The 16,290-nt window shown below is 72.9% G+C and carries 11 protein-coding genes; 5 read left to right on the forward strand and 6 right to left on the reverse strand.

What is annotated here, in order from left to right:
• Nucleotides 1-250: 250 nt before the first annotated feature.
• From lysA to OG587_RS15625, 3 genes are all read left to right on the forward strand, one after another.
• On the forward strand, nt 251-1,633 hold the full coding sequence (gene lysA / locus OG587_RS15615; RefSeq protein ID WP_329090929.1) for a diaminopimelate decarboxylase: 1,383 nt from the start codon (nt 251-253) through the stop codon (nt 1,631-1,633).
• A gap of 60 nt (nt 1,634-1,693) precedes the next feature.
• Nucleotides 1,694-2,986 carry a homoserine dehydrogenase gene (locus tag OG587_RS15620; protein ID WP_329090930.1) on the forward strand — a complete coding sequence of 431 codons (1,293 nt, stop codon included), beginning with the start codon at nt 1,694-1,696 and terminating at the stop codon, nt 2,984-2,986.
• Nucleotides 2,987-3,374: 388 nt separating this feature from the next.
• On the forward strand, nt 3,375-4,220 hold the full coding sequence (locus OG587_RS15625; protein ID WP_329090932.1) for a polysaccharide deacetylase family protein: 846 nt from the start codon (nt 3,375-3,377) through the stop codon (nt 4,218-4,220).
• Between the two features lie 50 nt (nt 4,221-4,270).
• On the opposite strand, the gene OG587_RS15630 is transcribed toward OG587_RS15625, so the two are convergent.
• The 4 genes from OG587_RS15630 to OG587_RS15645 all read right to left on the reverse strand — a co-directional run bounded on the left by OG587_RS15630 (nt 4,271) and on the right by OG587_RS15645 (nt 10,348).
• Complete coding sequence (locus tag OG587_RS15630) at nt 4,271-6,004, reverse strand: glycosyltransferase (protein WP_329090933.1); 1,734 nt, start codon at nt 6,002-6,004, stop codon at nt 4,271-4,273.
• Nucleotides 6,005-6,156: 152 nt separating this feature from the next.
• On the reverse strand, nt 6,157-8,118 hold the full coding sequence (locus OG587_RS15635) for a glycosyltransferase (protein WP_329090934.1): 1,962 nt from the start codon (nt 8,116-8,118) through the stop codon (nt 6,157-6,159).
• Nucleotides 8,118-9,872: a glycosyltransferase gene (locus tag OG587_RS15640; protein ID WP_329090936.1), complete on the reverse strand. Its 1,755-nt coding sequence runs from the start codon at nt 9,870-9,872 to the stop codon at nt 8,118-8,120. The genes OG587_RS15635 and OG587_RS15640 overlap by 1 nt, the downstream gene beginning before the upstream one ends.
• Nucleotides 9,869-10,348, reverse strand: coding sequence for a hypothetical protein (locus OG587_RS15645; RefSeq protein WP_329090938.1), 480 nt, complete (start codon nt 10,346-10,348; stop codon nt 9,869-9,871). Before OG587_RS15645 ends, OG587_RS15640 begins: the two co-directional genes overlap by 4 nt.
• A 421-nt stretch (nt 10,349-10,769) precedes the next feature.
• On the opposite strand from OG587_RS15645, the gene OG587_RS15650 reads away from it, so the two are divergent.
• A complete protein-coding gene (locus tag OG587_RS15650) occupies nt 10,770-12,485 on the forward strand; it encodes a glycosyltransferase family 2 protein (protein WP_329090940.1) in 1,716 nt (571 codons plus the stop codon).
• On the opposite strand, the gene OG587_RS15655 is transcribed toward OG587_RS15650, so the two are convergent.
• Entirely contained in the window at nt 12,469-13,266 is a 798-nt protein-coding gene (locus tag OG587_RS15655) for an SAM-dependent methyltransferase (RefSeq protein ID WP_329090942.1), read from the reverse strand. The genes OG587_RS15650 and OG587_RS15655 overlap by 17 nt on opposite strands.
• A gap of 94 nt (nt 13,267-13,360) precedes the next feature.
• Here OG587_RS15655 and OG587_RS15660 point away from each other — a divergent pair, with 94 nt between their 5' ends.
• The gene (locus OG587_RS15660; RefSeq protein ID WP_329090944.1) at nt 13,361-14,698 is read left to right on the forward strand and encodes an MFS transporter; all 1,338 of its coding nucleotides are present in this window, start codon (nt 13,361-13,363) and stop codon (nt 14,696-14,698) included.
• Nucleotides 14,699-14,720: 22 nt separating this feature from the next.
• Here OG587_RS15660 and OG587_RS15665 read toward each other — a convergent pair whose 3' ends face one another.
• Nucleotides 14,721-16,283 (reverse strand): glycosyltransferase, encoded by a 1,563-nt coding sequence (locus OG587_RS15665; RefSeq protein ID WP_329090946.1) that lies wholly within the window; start codon nt 16,281-16,283, stop codon nt 14,721-14,723.
• Between the last annotated feature and the right edge of the window lie 7 nt (nt 16,284-16,290).

Here is a 16,290-nt window from a genome sequence, read left to right on the forward strand (position 1 = left end):
CGGCCGGGTGCCGGTGCGGGCCCTGGCGCCGGCCCGCACCGGCACGCGTACTCTGGCCCGCCTGACCGGGCCGGGCCGGGATGCGCGGGCCCGCTCCGGGCCTCTCCCCAAGATCATGTAGCGGCACGACGTTAAAATATGTCGCAAAAGCGGCCAATAACGTAAAAAGTTCGCGTGTTCGGGGAGGATCGCGTCTCGATGGGTGGGCAATCGTCTCAGGGGGATCACCGGGTCCGATAGCCTCGATCGGGTGAGTCGATTCGCCCACCCCGCCGGTGACCGGCATGCAGAAGTGCTGCCCGAGGAGCGCCCTCCGCACGCACCCGCCGACCTGAACACGCTCGACCCGACCATCTGGCCCCGAACGTCGAGCCGCGCCGACGGCTCGATCACGATCGGCGGCGCGGATGTCAGGGACCTGGTCGCGGAGCACGGCAGCCCGCTCTACGTGGTGGACGAGGAAGACTTCCGCTCCCGCTGCCGCGACTACGCGAGCGCGTTCTCCGGCGGCGAGGTCCACTACGCGGGCAAGGCCTTCCTGTGCCGCGAGGTCGCCCGCTGGATCATGCAGGAGGGCCTCGGCCTCGACGTCTGCAGCGCCGGGGAGCTCGCCGTCGCGCTCAGCGTCGGATTCCCGCCCGAGCGGATCACCTTGCACGGCAACAACAAGTCGCTCGCCGAGCTTGAGAAGGCCGTCGAGGTCGGGGTCGGGCACATCGTGGCCGACTCCTTCGAGGAGATCGCCCGCCTGGGCTTCCTCGCCGACAGGCACGGCAGGCGTCCCAAGGTGATGATCCGCGTCACCGTGGGCGTCGAGGCCCACACCCACGAGTTCATCGCGACCGCCCACGACGACCAGAAGTTCGGCTTCTCGCTGAGCAGCGGCGCGGCGGCCGAGGCGGCCAGGCGGATCCTCGCCCTGCCCCAGCTGGAGCTCGTCGGCCTGCACTCCCACATCGGCTCCCAGATCACCGACACCGCCGGGTTCGAGGTGGCCGCGGCCCGCCTGGCCACCCTCATGGTCAAGATCAAGGATGAGCACGGCGTCGTGCTGCCCGAGCTCGACCTCGGCGGCGGCTACGGCATCCCGTACGTCGAGGGCGACACCGCGCCCGACGTCAAGGAGATCGCCGACAACCTGCGGGAGATCGTCAGCAAGGTGGCCAGGTCCGCCGACCTGCCGGTGCCCAAGCTCACCGTCGAGCCGGGCAGGGCCATCGCCGGGCTGGCCGGGGTGACGCTCTACGAGGTCGGCACGATCAAGGACGTAGAGGGCCTGCGCACCTACGTCAGCGTCGACGGCGGCATGAGCGACAACATCCGCACCGCCCTCTACGGGGCCGACTACACCGCGCGCCTGGCCTCCCGCGAGAGCACCTCGGCGCCGATGCTCTCGCGCCTGGTCGGCAAGCACTGCGAGAGCGGCGACATGGTCGTGCGCGATCTGTGGCTTCCCGCGGACCTGGCCACCGGCGACCTGATCGCCGTCGCGGGCACTGGCGCCTACTGCCGCTCGCTCGCCAACAACTACAACTACCTCCCCAAGCCCGCCGTGGTCGCGGTCAGGGACGGGGTGTCCCGTGTGATCGTCCGCCGGGAGACCGAGGACGACCTCCTGAGAGGACAGCTGTGAAACGACCCGGAGCGGCCGAGAGAGCCGTCCATGGTGTGAGCGACAAGGGGGCGTGACCGCATGGCACTGAAAGTCGCACTTCTGGGATGCGGCGTCGTCGGCTCCCAGGTGGTCAGGCTCATGCACGAGCAGGCCGACGACCTCGCCGCCCGAATCGGGGCGCCGCTGGAGCTCGCCGGGGTCGCCGTGCGGCGCCTGGGCCGCAGGCGGGACGCCGACGTGGATCCCGCCCTGCTCACCACGGACGCCGAGGCCCTGGTCTCCCGGGACGACATCGATGTCGTCGTCGAGGTGATCGGCGGCATCGAGCCCGCCAGGTCGCTCATCCTGACCGCGCTGAACAGCGGCAAGTCGGTCGTCACGGCCAACAAGGCGCTGCTCGCCGAGGACGGCGCGACCGTCCACGCCGCGGCCAGGGCCGGCAACGCCGACCTCTACTTCGAGGCGGCCGTCGCGGGCGCCATCCCGCTGATCCGGCCGCTGCGCGAGTCGCTCGCCGGGGATCACGTGCACCGCGTGCTCGGCATCGTGAACGGCACCACCAACTACATCCTCGACCAGATGGACTCCAGCGGGGCCTCGTTCTCCGACGCGCTGGGGGAGGCGCAGGAGCTGGGCTACGCCGAGGCCGACCCCACCGCCGACGTGGAGGGCTTCGACGCCGCGGCGAAGGCCGCGATCCTCGCCGGGATCGCCTTCCACAGCCGGGTGACGGCCGCCGACGTGCACCGCGAGGGCATCACCGAGATCACCGCGACGGACGTGGCCAGCGCCAAGGCCATGGGATACGTCATCAAGCTGCTGGCGATCTGCGCCCGCTCCGACGACGGCAGGTCGTTCGGGGTGCGGGTGCATCCGGCCATGATCCCCAGGACGCACCCGCTGGCCGGGGTCCGCGAGGCCTACAACGCGGTGTTCGTCGAGGCGCGCTCCGCCGGGCAGCTCATGTTCTACGGCGCGGGCGCGGGCGGCGCCCCGACCGCGAGCGCCGTGCTGGGCGACATCGTGGCCGTGGGGCGCAACGTGCTGGCGGGCACCCGGGGCCCGGAGGAGTCCACGTACGCGGACCTGGTCGTGCACCCGATGGGCGAGACCGTCACGCGCTACCACGTCTCCCTGGACGTCGCCGACAAGCCCGGCGTGCTCGCCAGGGTCGCCGACATGTTCGCCAAGCAGGACGTCTCCATCCAGACCGTCCGACAGGAGGGGCACGGCGCGGACGCCCAGCTGGTGCTGGTCACCCACAGGGCCAGCGACGCCGCGCTGTCGGCCACGATCGAGGGCCTGCGCGAGCTGGACATCGTCCGCGACGTGGTGAGCGTCATGCGCGTCGAGGGCGAGGACACCCCCTAGCGGCGCCTCGCCGGGCCGGTCCGCCGTGACCGGCCGGAGGGCCTCGCCGCGGGACGTTCGTCCCCCTGGCCCGCGCCGATCAGCGAGCCAGGGGGACGCCCCGTCCGCGGGGGTCGCTTCGGGCTGTTCACGCCGGTCGGGTCAGGAACTCAGGACGACCCGTTCGCGGGGATCGCGTCCGGACGCCCGGCGCGGTTCACGGCTTTCCCGCTTTCCCGGGCCGGTTCAGGGGGAACGCGCGGCGCACGGTCACGGAGAGTGCGCGCCGGTGCCGTTCGTGCTCGGTGCGGACCCCTGAAACCACCGTGCCATGCCGACTCGGCATCGGCTTCCTGGGCATTTGATAACAGATCATTTGATGACCCCTACCGGCTTATAAGGTGCTTTCATGCCCTATTTGCCGTTCCGCGAAAGGGAGTTCACCGTGAAGGTCTTCCACCGGGTGGTGGCGCTCTCCGTGGCGCTGGCCGTCGTGGCGACGCTGGGCCCGGCCGCCCACGCGGCGACCGCGCGCCCCTCGAAGAAGATCAAGACGGTCGTCGCGCTCACCTTCGACGACGGCGACTCCTCCCACCCGGCCGTGGCCCGCATGCTGGAGAAACGCGGTATGCGTGGAACGTTCTACGTCAACACCGACACCGTCGGCGGCGAGGAGAAACTGACCAGGCGCGGGCTCGCCGAGATCGCCAGGAAGGGCCACGAGATCGGCGGTCACACGCTGACCCACGTCCGCCTCACCGAGCTGACCCAGAGTGAGCAGGAGGGGCAGATCTGCGACGACCGCAGGGCACTGGTGGCGTGGGGATACCGGCCCACGACCCTCGCCTACCCGTTCGGCGCGGTCGACTCCGACGCCATGGCGGTGGCGCGGCGGTGCGGCTACGACGCGGCCCGCGGGGTCGGCGGGCTCAAGGAGTGGGGGTGCCCCGACTGCCCGGCCGGTGAGGCCCTGCGTCCGAAGAACCGCTACGACATCCGCACCCCGGGCTCCGTCCGGGAGGACACCCTGCTGCGGCACATGAAGCAGCAGGTCCTCAACGCTGAGAAGGGCGGCGGGCTGGTCCCGCTGGTGTTCCACCGCGTCTGCGACGACTGCGGCCTCTACTCGACGACTCCCAGGCTCCTGGGCCAGTTCCTCGACTGGCTGGTGACCCGCAAGCCGCACGGCACGGTCGTGCGAACCCTGCAGAGCGCCGTCGGCGCCCGCTACCGCCCTCTGCCAGGGCAGGAGTGACCGGGCCGCCGAGGACGCCCGGATATCCGGGCATCCTCGGCGGCAGGGCGTCAGGAACCCTCGGTGAGCCTGCGGAGGCGGCGGGCGGCGCGGCCGAGCAGGGAGCGCTGCTGGGCCTGGCGCAGGGCCACGGCCTCCAGGCGGCGCTGCTCGGCCTTCTCCTTCCACCTGACGGTGTCGCGGCTGCCCTTGGCGGCCCTGGCGCGCAGTTCCTTCAGCTCGGCCTTGAGGGTGGCGACCTGCCGCTGGGCCCGCTCGGCCTCCCTCGCGCGCGACTCGGCCGCGGCCTTCCAGCGCGCGGCCTCCCTGTTGCGGTTCGTGGCCCAGTAGGGGTAGGCGCGGGCCGCGGGCCGCAGCTTCCAGGACTCCGCGTCCAGCCAGGTCGCCCCGTGCAGGTCGGCGATCACGTCGTCGAGCCGCTCGTCCTCGCGGGCCACGCGCATCGCCCTCGCGACGGCGGAGGTCCGCTCCAGGCGGGCGGCCAGGACTCCGGACTCGTTCTCGTCCAGCGCCACGAGCAGCAGGCCCTCGTCGTCCTTCTCGGCCTGCTCGATCAGCTTGGCCAGCGAGTTCGCCCCCGGTACCCATCCGGCCGGGCAGACGAGGCGGAACGGCGCGGGCGCCGAGGTCGCGGGGACCCGTTCGGCGAAGGAGACGCGGCCGTCGTGGGCGTACTGGCCGCGCAGCAGCCGCAGGTCGAGCAGCGGGTCGTCCAGCGGGGCCGGGCGCTCGCCGGTCAGCGACGCCCACGGCCCGGTCAGGGTGACGTGCACGTCGGGCAGGGTGCTGGCCAGCGACCCGTCGACACTCGCCCTGACGTCCTCGAAGGAGGCGTCCCCGGCGTCCACCACGACGTCGACGTAGGGGACCAGCCACTGCCGGCCCGCGTCGGTGCGCAGGTGGCGCCGGTACGGGATCCGGTCGGCGATGAACGGGTCGTTGTGCCGCCTGACCTCCGTGGGCCTGCGCATCGCCGTCGTGGTGCCCAGGTGCCAGCTCAGGGCCTCGGCGTCGGGGACGAACACCGCGCCCGTCTGGGTGAGCCGGTAGCCCAGCTCGGTGTCCTCGCCGAGGGTCAGGGAGGTGTCCAGCCCTCCCACCTCCCTCAGCAGGGCCGAGGGCAGCGAGACCGTCGCGCCCACGTGGACGCGGTGCAGCAGCGAGCTGGGCGCGTCCCGGAAGTCGCGGTGGGTGGCGACGAGCTCGCCGATCCAGTCGTGCGCGTGCTCGGGGTCCTCCTCGAAGAGGGAGCCCGCCCTGTCCTTGGCGACGGCGATCTGGACCTCGGCGGGGGTGGGCGGGGTGCCCGCCATGGCGGTGAAGCGCAGCGTCCCCGTCACCACCATGTAGTCGGCCAGATGGTGCCAGCGCATGTGCGCCTCGACGTGTTCCCGGTAGGAGACGATGTCGGCGTCCATCCGGTGGATCACCTGGCCGTCCGCGACGGCCATGCCGGTCTCCAGGGCCCAGGCGATGCCCCGGCGGCCGGAGGCGTTGCCGACGATCCGGGTGTGTTCCGGGGCGATCCGGGGGAGCCGGAGCGGGGGCGCGCTGCCGTCGTCCACGACGATCACCTCAAGGAGGTGGGCGGGGTAGGTCTGGGCGGCGAGCGCGGCCAGCGTGAGGTCGAGCCTGTCCTGCCGCCCCCTGGCGGGGATCACCACGCTCACCGACAGGCGCGGCTCCCAGGTGCCGGGGGCGGGCGCGGACAGCACCCCGTAGTCGTTGCCCGGAATCCGCGGCGTGGCGACGGCGTCGCGGACGAGGGCCCGCGATGTGCTCACGGGGTCTTTCCCGGCTGGGATCCGCGGGACGTTCACGCCGCCTCCGGCCGGGGCCGGAGCCGGGGCCGGGGCCGAAGCCGGGGCCGGTGTCGCGTACGGCGCGTCAGAGGTACGCGGCGCGTACGGCGCGTCGGGGGGGAGTCGCGGCGTGCTCACGGCGCCTCCGGGGGGAGTTCCATGAGCGCGCTGGGCCGGAAGCCACGCCACTGGCGCTTGTTGCGCCGCAGGAACGTGCCGATCGGCTCGCGCCAGGTGTGGTTGGCGACGTTGCCGCGCCGCAGGATGTAGCCCAGTCCCTGGGTGCGGTAGATCTGCCCGCCCGCGGCCTGCACGGCGTGCTGGAACTGGGCGTCGATCGTGCCGGGCATGGGACGGAAGCCGCCCACGGCCTCGAAGGCGGAGCGTTCGGAGAAGATGGTTCCTCCGGCGATGAAGTTGGTGATCTGCTCGGTGATCTGCTCGCGGTGGACGGTCACCCCGATCGAGGCGAGATAGACGAACTCGGGGACCATGCCCACGACCTGGGCCCCCGAGTAGGAGTGGGCCAGCAGCAGGTCGGAGATGAAGTCGGGCCCGTACCAGTCGTCGTCGTCCATCTTCAGCAGGAACGACCCCGAGGCCCTGGCCGCGGCCTGGTTCAGCACGGTCCCGAACACGGTCCGCCTGTCGGCCTCGACCACGGTGACCGGCCGCTCGAAGGAGGCGAAGGACGCGAGGGCCCCGGCCACGCCGGGATGAGCCGCGGGGACGCCGTGCAGGGCGAGGATCACCTCGAACTCGGCGCCGCGCTGCCTGGACAGCTGTTCCAGCGCGAAGCCCACCATCTCCGGGCGGCGGGTGACGAGCAGTACCGAGACCGTCGGCACGGGCGCCGCGGGGGCGCCCAGCTGCTCCCAGCGGGCGCGGACCCCGTGGACGCGCAGCGCCTCGCGGCGCAGCCGGATGCTGTGCTCCTCGCGCTCCAGGTCGTCCTTGAGCGCGGGCTCGTCGACCGAGGTGATCAGCCTGGCCAGCTCGGGGCCGAGGGCGCCCGCCCAGCGCGGCACGGCCTCGGAGATCAGGGGCACCCCGGCCGCCGCCAGCCCCGTGACGACCCGCAGCGCGGCCGCCGGGCCGGTGTGGCTGCGCCGCCAGTCCACCCGTACGGCCCTGACCTGCCTGATCCGGTTGACGTCCACGTCCGTGACGCGGCCGGAGGCGTCGAAGGAGGTGAGCGTCCCGCCCTCGCAGGTGATCGCCCAGCGGCCGGACTCGGAGGACAGGTCGGCCGTGCCGAGGGACGGCACGGTGATGAAGTTCATCGGGTTGACCGAGCGGCTGTCGACCGGGGGGATGGTCCAGGGTTCCGACAGGTCGCCGATGTCGTTCTCCAGGATCTTGCCGCCACCGGGGCGGCCGAGCCTCTCCCAGACCATCAGCTCGGCGACCGGGCGGTCCACCGTGGTCTCGCCGGTCTCGCCGGTCTCGCCGGTGGGCTCGGCGCCGGACCAGGGCGGCGGCTCCTCGCCGACCGCGCGCACGACCAGGTCGGCGCCGCGGGCGCCGAACCTGTCGGGGACGGGCCCCGTCAGGGGGGCCGGGGCCGCGTTCGGGTCGCCGGGACGCCAGTGGGCCGCTCCCGGCCCCGCCAGACCGGCGACGGGCCCGGAGACGGCGTCCATCCGGTGCCCGCCGAAGGCCCTGGCGGTCGCGGCGAGGGTCCGCCCCGCGGGTACCGGTTTGGAGAAGCTCGCCTCGACCACCCAGGCGGGCTGTTTCGGCTGGTGGACGCGGAGTTCCACCAGAGCGCGCCAGCGGTGGGCGGGGGTGGGGGACAGCACCGGCGCGGTGTACCAGTGCGGTGTCTCCCGTACGGCGACGACGACCCGTGGGGCCATGGCCAGCAGCGACTGCAGGCTCGCGGCCCGGCGGACGTCGGTCGGGGTGCGGGCGAGCACCAGGATCTCCGCGGCGCCCTCCTCGGCGCGCGGGATGCCGTCGAGGTCGCCGTCGAGGTCCATCGCCTCGTACGCCGCCAGCTCGCCGAGCGTCTCGAAGCCCACGCAGTAGACGAGGACGCGTCGCTTGCCGTTCCGCTCCCTGGCGGCGCGGACCAGATCGATCAGAAGGGACATCAGCCGGTCTTCCCCCGCAGCCTGGCCGTCGAGATGATCTTTCCGAGCGGGCCGCGCCGCGGCTCGTCCTCCAGGCGCGCGGCCTCCGCCCGCAGGCGTCCGGTCTCGGCGCGGAGGCTCTTCACCTCGTCCTTCAGGCGTTCCGCCTCGCGCTTCCAGCGCGCGGAGTCGGCCCGCCACTTCGCGGTGTCCCCGGCGACGGGCTCCGCCTCGTCGGCGGTCGTCACGCCGATCTCGGCGGCGCTCACCCAGAGCGAGCCGAACAGCTCGTGGACGACACCGTCGAGATCACCGTCGAGGCCACTGTCGAGGTCATCGCCGTGGCCCTGGAGCCCGTCGTCGTTCACCAGCGCGGCCCTGGCGAAGGCGGCGGTGCGCTCGAACCTGGCCGCCCTGACCCCGGAGGGCCCCTCGTCGAGAGCCGCGCTCAGCAACCCGTACTCCTCGCGTTCGGAGAGTTTGACCAGCTCGGCCAGGCTTTCGGCGCCGAGTGCCCACCCCGCGGGGAAGGTGAGCCTGAACGGCGCGGGCGCGGAGCCCGCGGGCGTCTCCTCGGTGAAGGAGACGCGCGGCTCGTGGACGTACAGGTTGCGCACCAGGCGCAGGTCGAGCAGCGGTTCGTCGAGGGAGGGGCGGCGCCCGGCGGGAAGGTCCGTCCAGGGCCCGACCACGGTGACGGCGACGTCGACGAGGGTGCCCGCGAGCGCGGAGTCCACGCTCGCCCGCACGTCCTCGTAGGAGGCGCCCCGGGCGTCGACGACGACGTGCACGTACGGCACCAGCCAGGTCCTGCGCGGGTGGGTGCGCAGCCAGCGCAGGTCGGGGATGAGGTCGGGCAGCACCGACCAGTTGTGCCGGTGCACCTCCTTCTCCCGGATCATGACCGTGGACGGCCCGAGGTGCCAGCCGCGGGCCTGCGGGTCGGGGATGAAGACCGCGCCCGCCTGCGCGAGGCGGAAGCCGAGATCGGTGTCCTCGGCCATGTTCAGGGTGGTGTTCACGCCGCCGACCGAGCGCAGCAGCGCCACGGGGACCGAGGTGGTGGCCCCCGAGTGGAGCCGGTAGGCCCCGGCGCCAGCGTCCCGCAGCCACCGGGTCTCCTCCAGCACCCCGGCCCGCCACTCGTGTGGCGCGGACTCGTCGAACAGCTTCTCCGCGTCCCTGGCCTCCACGGCCGAGAAGACCTCCCTGGCGGAGGGTCCGGCCCCGTCGGGGGTGAATCGGACGTCGCCCATCACGACGGCGTAGGGGACGAGATGGTGCCAGCGCATGTGCGCCTCGACGTGCTCCCGGTCGAGGATCATGTCGGAGTCGACCCAGTGCAGGATGTCGCCCGCCGCCGCGGCGGCGCCGGTCTGGCGGGCCCAGCCCCGTCCCCAGCGGCCGTCGGGCACCCGGACGAGCCTGGTGTTGGCCGGGGCGATCTCGGGGACGCGCAATGGCGGGGCACTACCGTCGTCGGCGATGACCACCTCCATGAGGTGCGCGGGGTAGGTCTGCGCTGCCAGCCCGGCGAGCGTGCGGTCCAGGGCCTCCTGGCAGTCGTGCGCCGGGATCACCACGCTCACCCTGAGCCGGGGCTCCCAGGTGCCCAGGTCGGGCGGGAGCAGCGATCCGTAGTCGTTGTGCCTGATCCTGGCGCGCGGGACGACGGCCCGGCCGGTCTCGGCGGCCCGGTCGACGTGGTCCGCCCGGTCGTCGCGCGGGCTGGTGGGAGAGGTGGCACCGGGGGTGGCGAAACCGGTCCCGGTCACGCTGTTCCCTCCGTTTCTCCGTCGGCCCGTTCGGTCCTGGCCTCCACCGCGGCCAGGCGCGGCAGCAGGTCGTGGACCATCTCCTCGATGTCCTGGCGCCGGGGTACGGAGGCCAGCCGGTCCTCTCCCAGGGAGACCAGGATCGCCTGCAGGTCCTCGTCCCGCTTGCGCTCGTGCTCCTTGAGCAGCTCGACGATCTCGTCCAGCCGCCGGTCCAGCCGCTGGGTGGCCGTCTTGACCGTGGCCAGCTCCGCCTCGTAGCGCTTGACCCGGGTGTCGATCCGCTGGGCCTTGCCGTCGATCCTGCGTACGGTCGCGACCGCCAGCACCTGGACGGCGAGCACCGCCGCGATCGCGCCGAGCACGATGGCCGCCGTGACCGAGATGATCTCGAAGCTCGCGAGCAGCGTCAGCGCGATCAGGAACACCGGGCCGAGTGTCGCCGCCAGAAGCGTCAGTTTTCGGGGCGTGGGCATCCGCGCTTACCTTCCGTGCCGCTCTGTGTCTTTACCTGTCCTTGTTGGTGGTAAATGAGGCTATCGGCTTCTCAAGTGCGAATACGCCGATAAATAGGAAATTCGAAGGTTCCTGTGACCTGTGTGACAGCTGTGAGCCTTTAGCAGTGACCCTCTAAGTCAAGTGGGAAGTGTGGTGAGAAGGGATCTTCCTGCCTCGCTATCCTTCGCTCGTGCCCGCGCAGCCGACCCCCCTCCCCCCGCCCCCTCCAGTCACCCCGGTGGACTTCCCACGGCCGGTGACGGGAGCGCGCGCCCACCGCGTCCACTATCAGGGGTGCCCGCCGTGGCGCTCGATCCCGAGGCTCTCCCCGGGCCGTTTCCCGCGCGTCGCGCCGAACCGGTGGCGCGGTCCCCGCCCGAGCCCGATCCTGGAAACGCCATGACAGCACGGATCACCGGTAACGACTACCGGAGCCTCACGCCGCCCGCCCTGGGCTCCTGGGTGCCCTCGCTCCGGGTCAGCGTCGTCGTTCCCGCATACGGTGACCAGGAGAAACTCGATCTGGCGCTCGCCGGGCTGGCCGCGCAGACCTACCCCGCCCCCCTGACCGAGGTCGTCGTGGTCGACAACGGCAGCAGCCCGCCGCTGCGGCTGCCCGCGCTGCGTCCCGCGAACACCCGCCTGATCGTCTGCTCCGTCCCCGGCCGCGCCCACGCCCGCAACGCCGGGCTGTCGGCCGCCACCGGCGACGTGATCCACTGGCTCGACTCCGACGTGGTCCTGGACCGCAGGTCGGTCGAGGCGCACATGCGCTGGCACCACGCCGCCCCGTACCTCGTGGTGACCGGCTACCTGCGCTTCACCCCGGCCGGGCTGCCGGCCCCCGAGGTGGTCGCCGCCGCCGACGACCTGGCCAAGCTCTTCGAGCCCGCCGAGCCGCACGCCTGGCTGGTCGACCTCGTCGAGCGCACCGACGGCCTCACCGCCAACCCGCACCGCGCGTTCAGCCTGCACGTCGGCGGCGCGACCTCGGTCAACGCCGCGCTGCTCGCCGTCGCGGGGCCGATGGACACCGACCTGATCCTCGGCCAGGACACCGAGATGGGCTACCGGCTCGCCCAGGCGGGCGCGGTCTTCGTCCCCGAGCCGCTGTCGCGCGCCTTCCACCTGGGCCCGACCATGCGCATGCGCGACAAGGCCCCGATCGACCGGGTGAGCCACGCCTTCGTGGCCGACCGGATCCCGTCCTACCGCTGGCTCCGCTCCCACCCGGCCAGGCAGTGGAAGGTGCCGTACGTGGAGGTGGTCGTCGAGCCCGGGGGATGCACCTACGACGAGGTGCGCGCCACCGTCGACGCCGTGCTCGCGGGCACCCTGCCCGACGTCGCGGTCACCCTCGCGGGGCCGTGGGACCGCGTCGGCGCCGAGGGGCGCGCCCCCCTGAAGAACCCCGACCTGGACCTGGTGCTGATCCGCGGACACTACGCCCACGAGCCCAGGGTCCGCTTCACCGACGAGATCTCCGCCGCCCCGCCCGGTTCCCGCACGCCGTCGGGTCCCGCCTGGGCGGTTCCCTACCGTCTCAGGCTGCCCGCCGGGTGGGTGCCGGGCGAGGACACCCTGGCCCGGCTGCTCGACCTGGCCAGGGACGAGGGGTACGGCCTGGTCTCGGTGCTGCTGGCCGAGGGGGACGGCGCCGCCGCCGAGCCCGGTGGGACCGGTGGGGACGGCGCGGGCTCGGGGCGGGCGGTCGTCGCGGCGCGGCTGGAACGTGCCGCCGCGTTCGCGCGCGCCGCGATCGTCCTGGGGGAGGGGGAGGACCTCGACGACGCCGTGGACGACACCTTCGGCGTGATCTGGGTGGACGGCGAGACCTACGGGTTCGCGCCGGAGGCCCGAGCCCTCACCGGGCGCCGCGGCGCCTACCGGGCCAGGATCGAGGCGGAGGCCGAGGTGGCCCGTCTCACCAGGGAGGCGGAACGGCTCCGCGACCAGGTGGTCAAGTGGCGCGACGAGGCGGGCCGCTGGCGCAAAAGCACGGTCGAGCTGCGGCGCGAGGTCGGCACCCTGCGCAAGGAGCTCGCCGCGGCCAGGAAGGTCGTCCAGTACGGGCTGCTGTCCTCCGTGAAACGGGCCATCATCCGCCGTCGCTGACGACGCCGACGCCCCCCAGGAAGTAGGAGCCGATGCCCTTGTACGGCACGGCGGTGCCGGGCACCGGCCGCCATTCGGGCAGGTTGACGATGCCGGGCTCGACCACGTCGAAGCCGTCGAACAGGCGGACGATCTCCTTGCCCGTACGGGTGACGAAGGGGGAGGAGGCCCGGTCGTAGACCTGGACCACCCCGTCCGCGGCCTCCGGGCGGGCGTCGATCGCGACGTGGGACAGGACGAGGTGGCTGCCGGGGGCCATGGCCCGGCGCAGGGTGGCGACGATGCCCCGGGGGTCGTCCGCGTCGGGGACGAAATGCATGATCGCCAGCAGGAGGATCCCCACCGGCCGGTCGAAGTCGATCGCCGCGCGCACGTCCGGGTGCCCCAGGATCTCCGCGGGCCTGCGTACGTCCCCCTCGACGATGGTCACGTTCTCGTTCTTGCCGAGGATCGCCCTGCCGTGGACCAGGACGGTCGGGTCGTTGTCGACGTAGACGACCCGCGCTTCGGGGGCGACCTGGTGCACGTTGTTCCGGGTGGGCAGCCCGGCGCCGATGTCGAGGAACTGGTCGATCCCCGACTCCGCGAGGAGGCCGACCGTACGGCCCAGGAACGCGCGGTTGGCGCGGGCACTGTGCCGGATCTCCGGAATGATCTCCAGGACCTTCTCCGCCGCCTGCCGGTCGGCGGGGAAGTTGTCCTTGCCGCCCAAGTAGTAGTCGTACATGCGCGCGACGTTAGGAATATGAGTTTGGACACCCTGGGGTATCTGGTCGGTCACGTGCCGCTCCCGGGTAATGACATTTCCAGAATTGTGTAGATCATAGCCACTCAAAACATTGGAGAAGCCCTTACCAGACTGGCAGGATCGCGGCATGGCCGCCTCCCCCTCGCGCCGTGTGTTGGGCCTTCAGCTCGCCGACGGCATCGGCCGCGGCAACATGTGGGCCTGCCTGTCCATGGCGTTCGCCTCGACCATGATCATCTCTTTCCTGCCCGCCGCGCAGCCGTACATCCTGGGCGGCGTCCTCGGCGTGGACAGCGCCGACCAGGGCAAGGCGGTCGGCCTCCTGGGGGTGGCCGCGGAGATCGCGATGATCGCCAGCCTGGCCTGGTACGGAGCGCTGGCCGACCGGCACGGCCGCAGGCCCGTCGTGGTGGCCGGGTTCGCGCTGTGCGCGCTGGGCGTCGCCCTCTTCCCGTTCGCCGCGAACACCATCGTGCTCGTCGCGCTGCGTGTGATCTTCGCCCTCGGCGTGGCCGCGCTCAGCGCGATGCTGTCCACGGTGGCGATCGACTACGTCCGCGACGGCTTCCGCGGCAGGTCGTACGGGCTGATCGGCCTGTTCAGCGGGCTGGGCGCGATGCTCGCCGTGCTCGGCCTGGTCCGCCTGCCCAAGGTCTTCGAGGACTCGGGGATGGCCCCGGTCACCGCCGCCCGCGTCTCGTTCCTGATCATCGCGGCGGCCGTCCTCGCGGTCGCCGCGCTGATGTGGTTCACCCTGTCGAAGGCCCCGGTCTCCGGGCCCCCGGAGGGGAGCACCGGGCGCGTCCCGCTGCCCCGCCTGGTCAGGGAGGGCGTCACGCTCGCCCGCGACCCCGGCGTGGCACTGTCGTACGCGGCGGCGTTCGTCGCCCGCGCGGACCTCGCGGTGGTCGTGGGCTTCCTGTCCCTGTGGGTCGTCGACCACGCCACGAGCGAGCGCGGCATGTCCGGCGCGGAGGCCCTGGCCCGCGCGGGGGCCGTGGTCGGCGTCGCGCAGACCGTGGCCGTGCTCGCGGCCCCGCTGTTCGGCTGGCTGGGCGACCGCATGCGGCGTCAGGACGTGGTCATCCTCGCCCAGGCCGTCGCGGCGCTGTCCTACCTGTCGACGCTGCTGGTCAGCGACCCCCTCGGCTCCGGCATGATGCTGGTGGCCGTGTTCATCGGGCTGGGGGAGATCGCCGGGATCACCACCGCCGGACCTCTCCTGGCCCAGCAGGCGCCCGCCCGGTTCCGCGGCTCCGCCTACGGGGTGCAGACCCTCTGCGGCGCCGTCGGCATCCTCACCGTCTCCGCCCTGGGCGGCTTCCTCTACGACGCCTGGCGCCCGGCCGCGCCGTTCGTGGTGTCGGGCACGCTCGGCCTGCTCGTCGTCGCCTTCGGGCTGGTCGTACGGCGGCGGGTCACGCCCCTGCCGGAGAGCCGCGAGAACGCGGGCGCCCCCGCCTGACCCGGCCGCCCTCGGCCGTCGCTCAGCTTCTGAGCGCGGTGCGGAGCCTGCCCAGGAGGGAGTCGCGCCCCTCCTGGCGTCCCTCCTGCCCGGGAGCCCGGTCCGCCGTGGGACTCGCGGGTTCCCGCCCCTGGGCCGGAGCCGGAGCCGGGGTCTTGGGCGCGGCCGGAACGCGGGCGGGGGGAGGGGCGGCCTTGGGAGCGGCCGGCCAGAACTCCGACCGGTCGCCGCGCCGTACGCCGTGGGTGGCCTCGATCGACGCGGCCACGTCGTCCGCGCCGAGCAGCCTCGCCCGGCCCAGCGCCTCGGTCCGCTCCAGCGTCGCCTCGCCGTCGCCGCCGAGATCGGCGACGAGCATGCCCGAGCGGTCGTCCTGCATCACGCGGATCATCCGCTCCAGCGTGTCGCGTCCCAGCGGCACCGAGACCGGGCCCGTGTAGCGGAACGCGATCGGGGCGGGGGTGGCGGAGACCTCGTCGGCGAACCGCACCCGCTCGTCGTGGGCGAAGTGCTCGCGCAGCAGCCGCAGGTCGAACAGGGGGTCGTCCAGCACCGGCCGGCGCTCCCCGGACAGTTTCGACCACGGGGCGACCAGGGTGACGATCACGTCGCCGAGCGACCCGTCGAGCGCCGCGCCCACCGCCGCGCGCACCCCCTCCTCGGGCCCGTCGACGCGCAGCACCACCTCCACGTACGGAACCAGCCAGTGGCGGCCCCGGTCCTTGCGCAGGTCGCGGCGGAGCGGCACCCGGTGGGCCAGGTAGGGGGCGACGACCCGCACCGCCCGCTGCGGGTCGCGGCGCTGGGCGGGAAGTCCCAGATGGACGGCCTGGGCGGCCATGTCGGGCACGAAGACCACGCCGTGCGCGGCCAGCCGGTAGGCGAACTCGGTGTCCTCGCCCCGCAGCACCCCGGGGTCCACCCCGCCCACGGCCCGGAAGATCTCGCGCCGCATCGACACCGTCGGCCCCGTGCACACGTGGTAGGGGTTGCGGCTGGCCCGCAGGCCGTCGGTGCGGGAGATCGTCTGCTCGGTGGAGCTGGGCAGGGCTCCCGACAGGTCGAAGAGGGACTCCAGCGAGCCCGCGCGCACGCCCTCGTGGACCCGGGCGGCCGTCAGCGCCGGCTCCTCGACGAACTTCTTCGCGCCGATCGTGACCAGGTATCCGGCCAGGTGGTGCCACCGGGCCAAGGCCTCGATGTGCTCGCGGCAGACGACCATGTCGGCGTCGAGGCGCTGGATGATCCGCCCCTCCGCGAGGGCGGCGCCGGTGTTCACCGCGTGGGCGATGCCCCAGCCCGAGGAGACGGTGGTCACGATCCTGGCGCCACCCGGGGTGATCTCCGGCAGCCGCAGCGGCGGCTCGCTGCCGTCGTCGACCACGATCACCTCCATGAGGTGATCCGGGTAGGTCTGCGCGGCCAGGGCGGCGAGGGTCAGGTCGAGCCTGTGCTGGCCGCCGTGGGCCGGAATGATCACGCTCACCGGGAGCTCCGGAACCCACGCGCCGAGCGCGGGCGGGTCCAGCGGCGAGTAGTCGTTGTGCCGGATCGGCGGCAGGTCCGCCGCCGTGCCGCCCGTCATGATGTGG

It is taken from the genome of Streptosporangium sp. NBC_01469 (genome assembly GCF_036227305.1).
Classification (GTDB): domain Bacteria; phylum Actinomycetota; class Actinomycetes; order Streptosporangiales; family Streptosporangiaceae; genus Streptosporangium.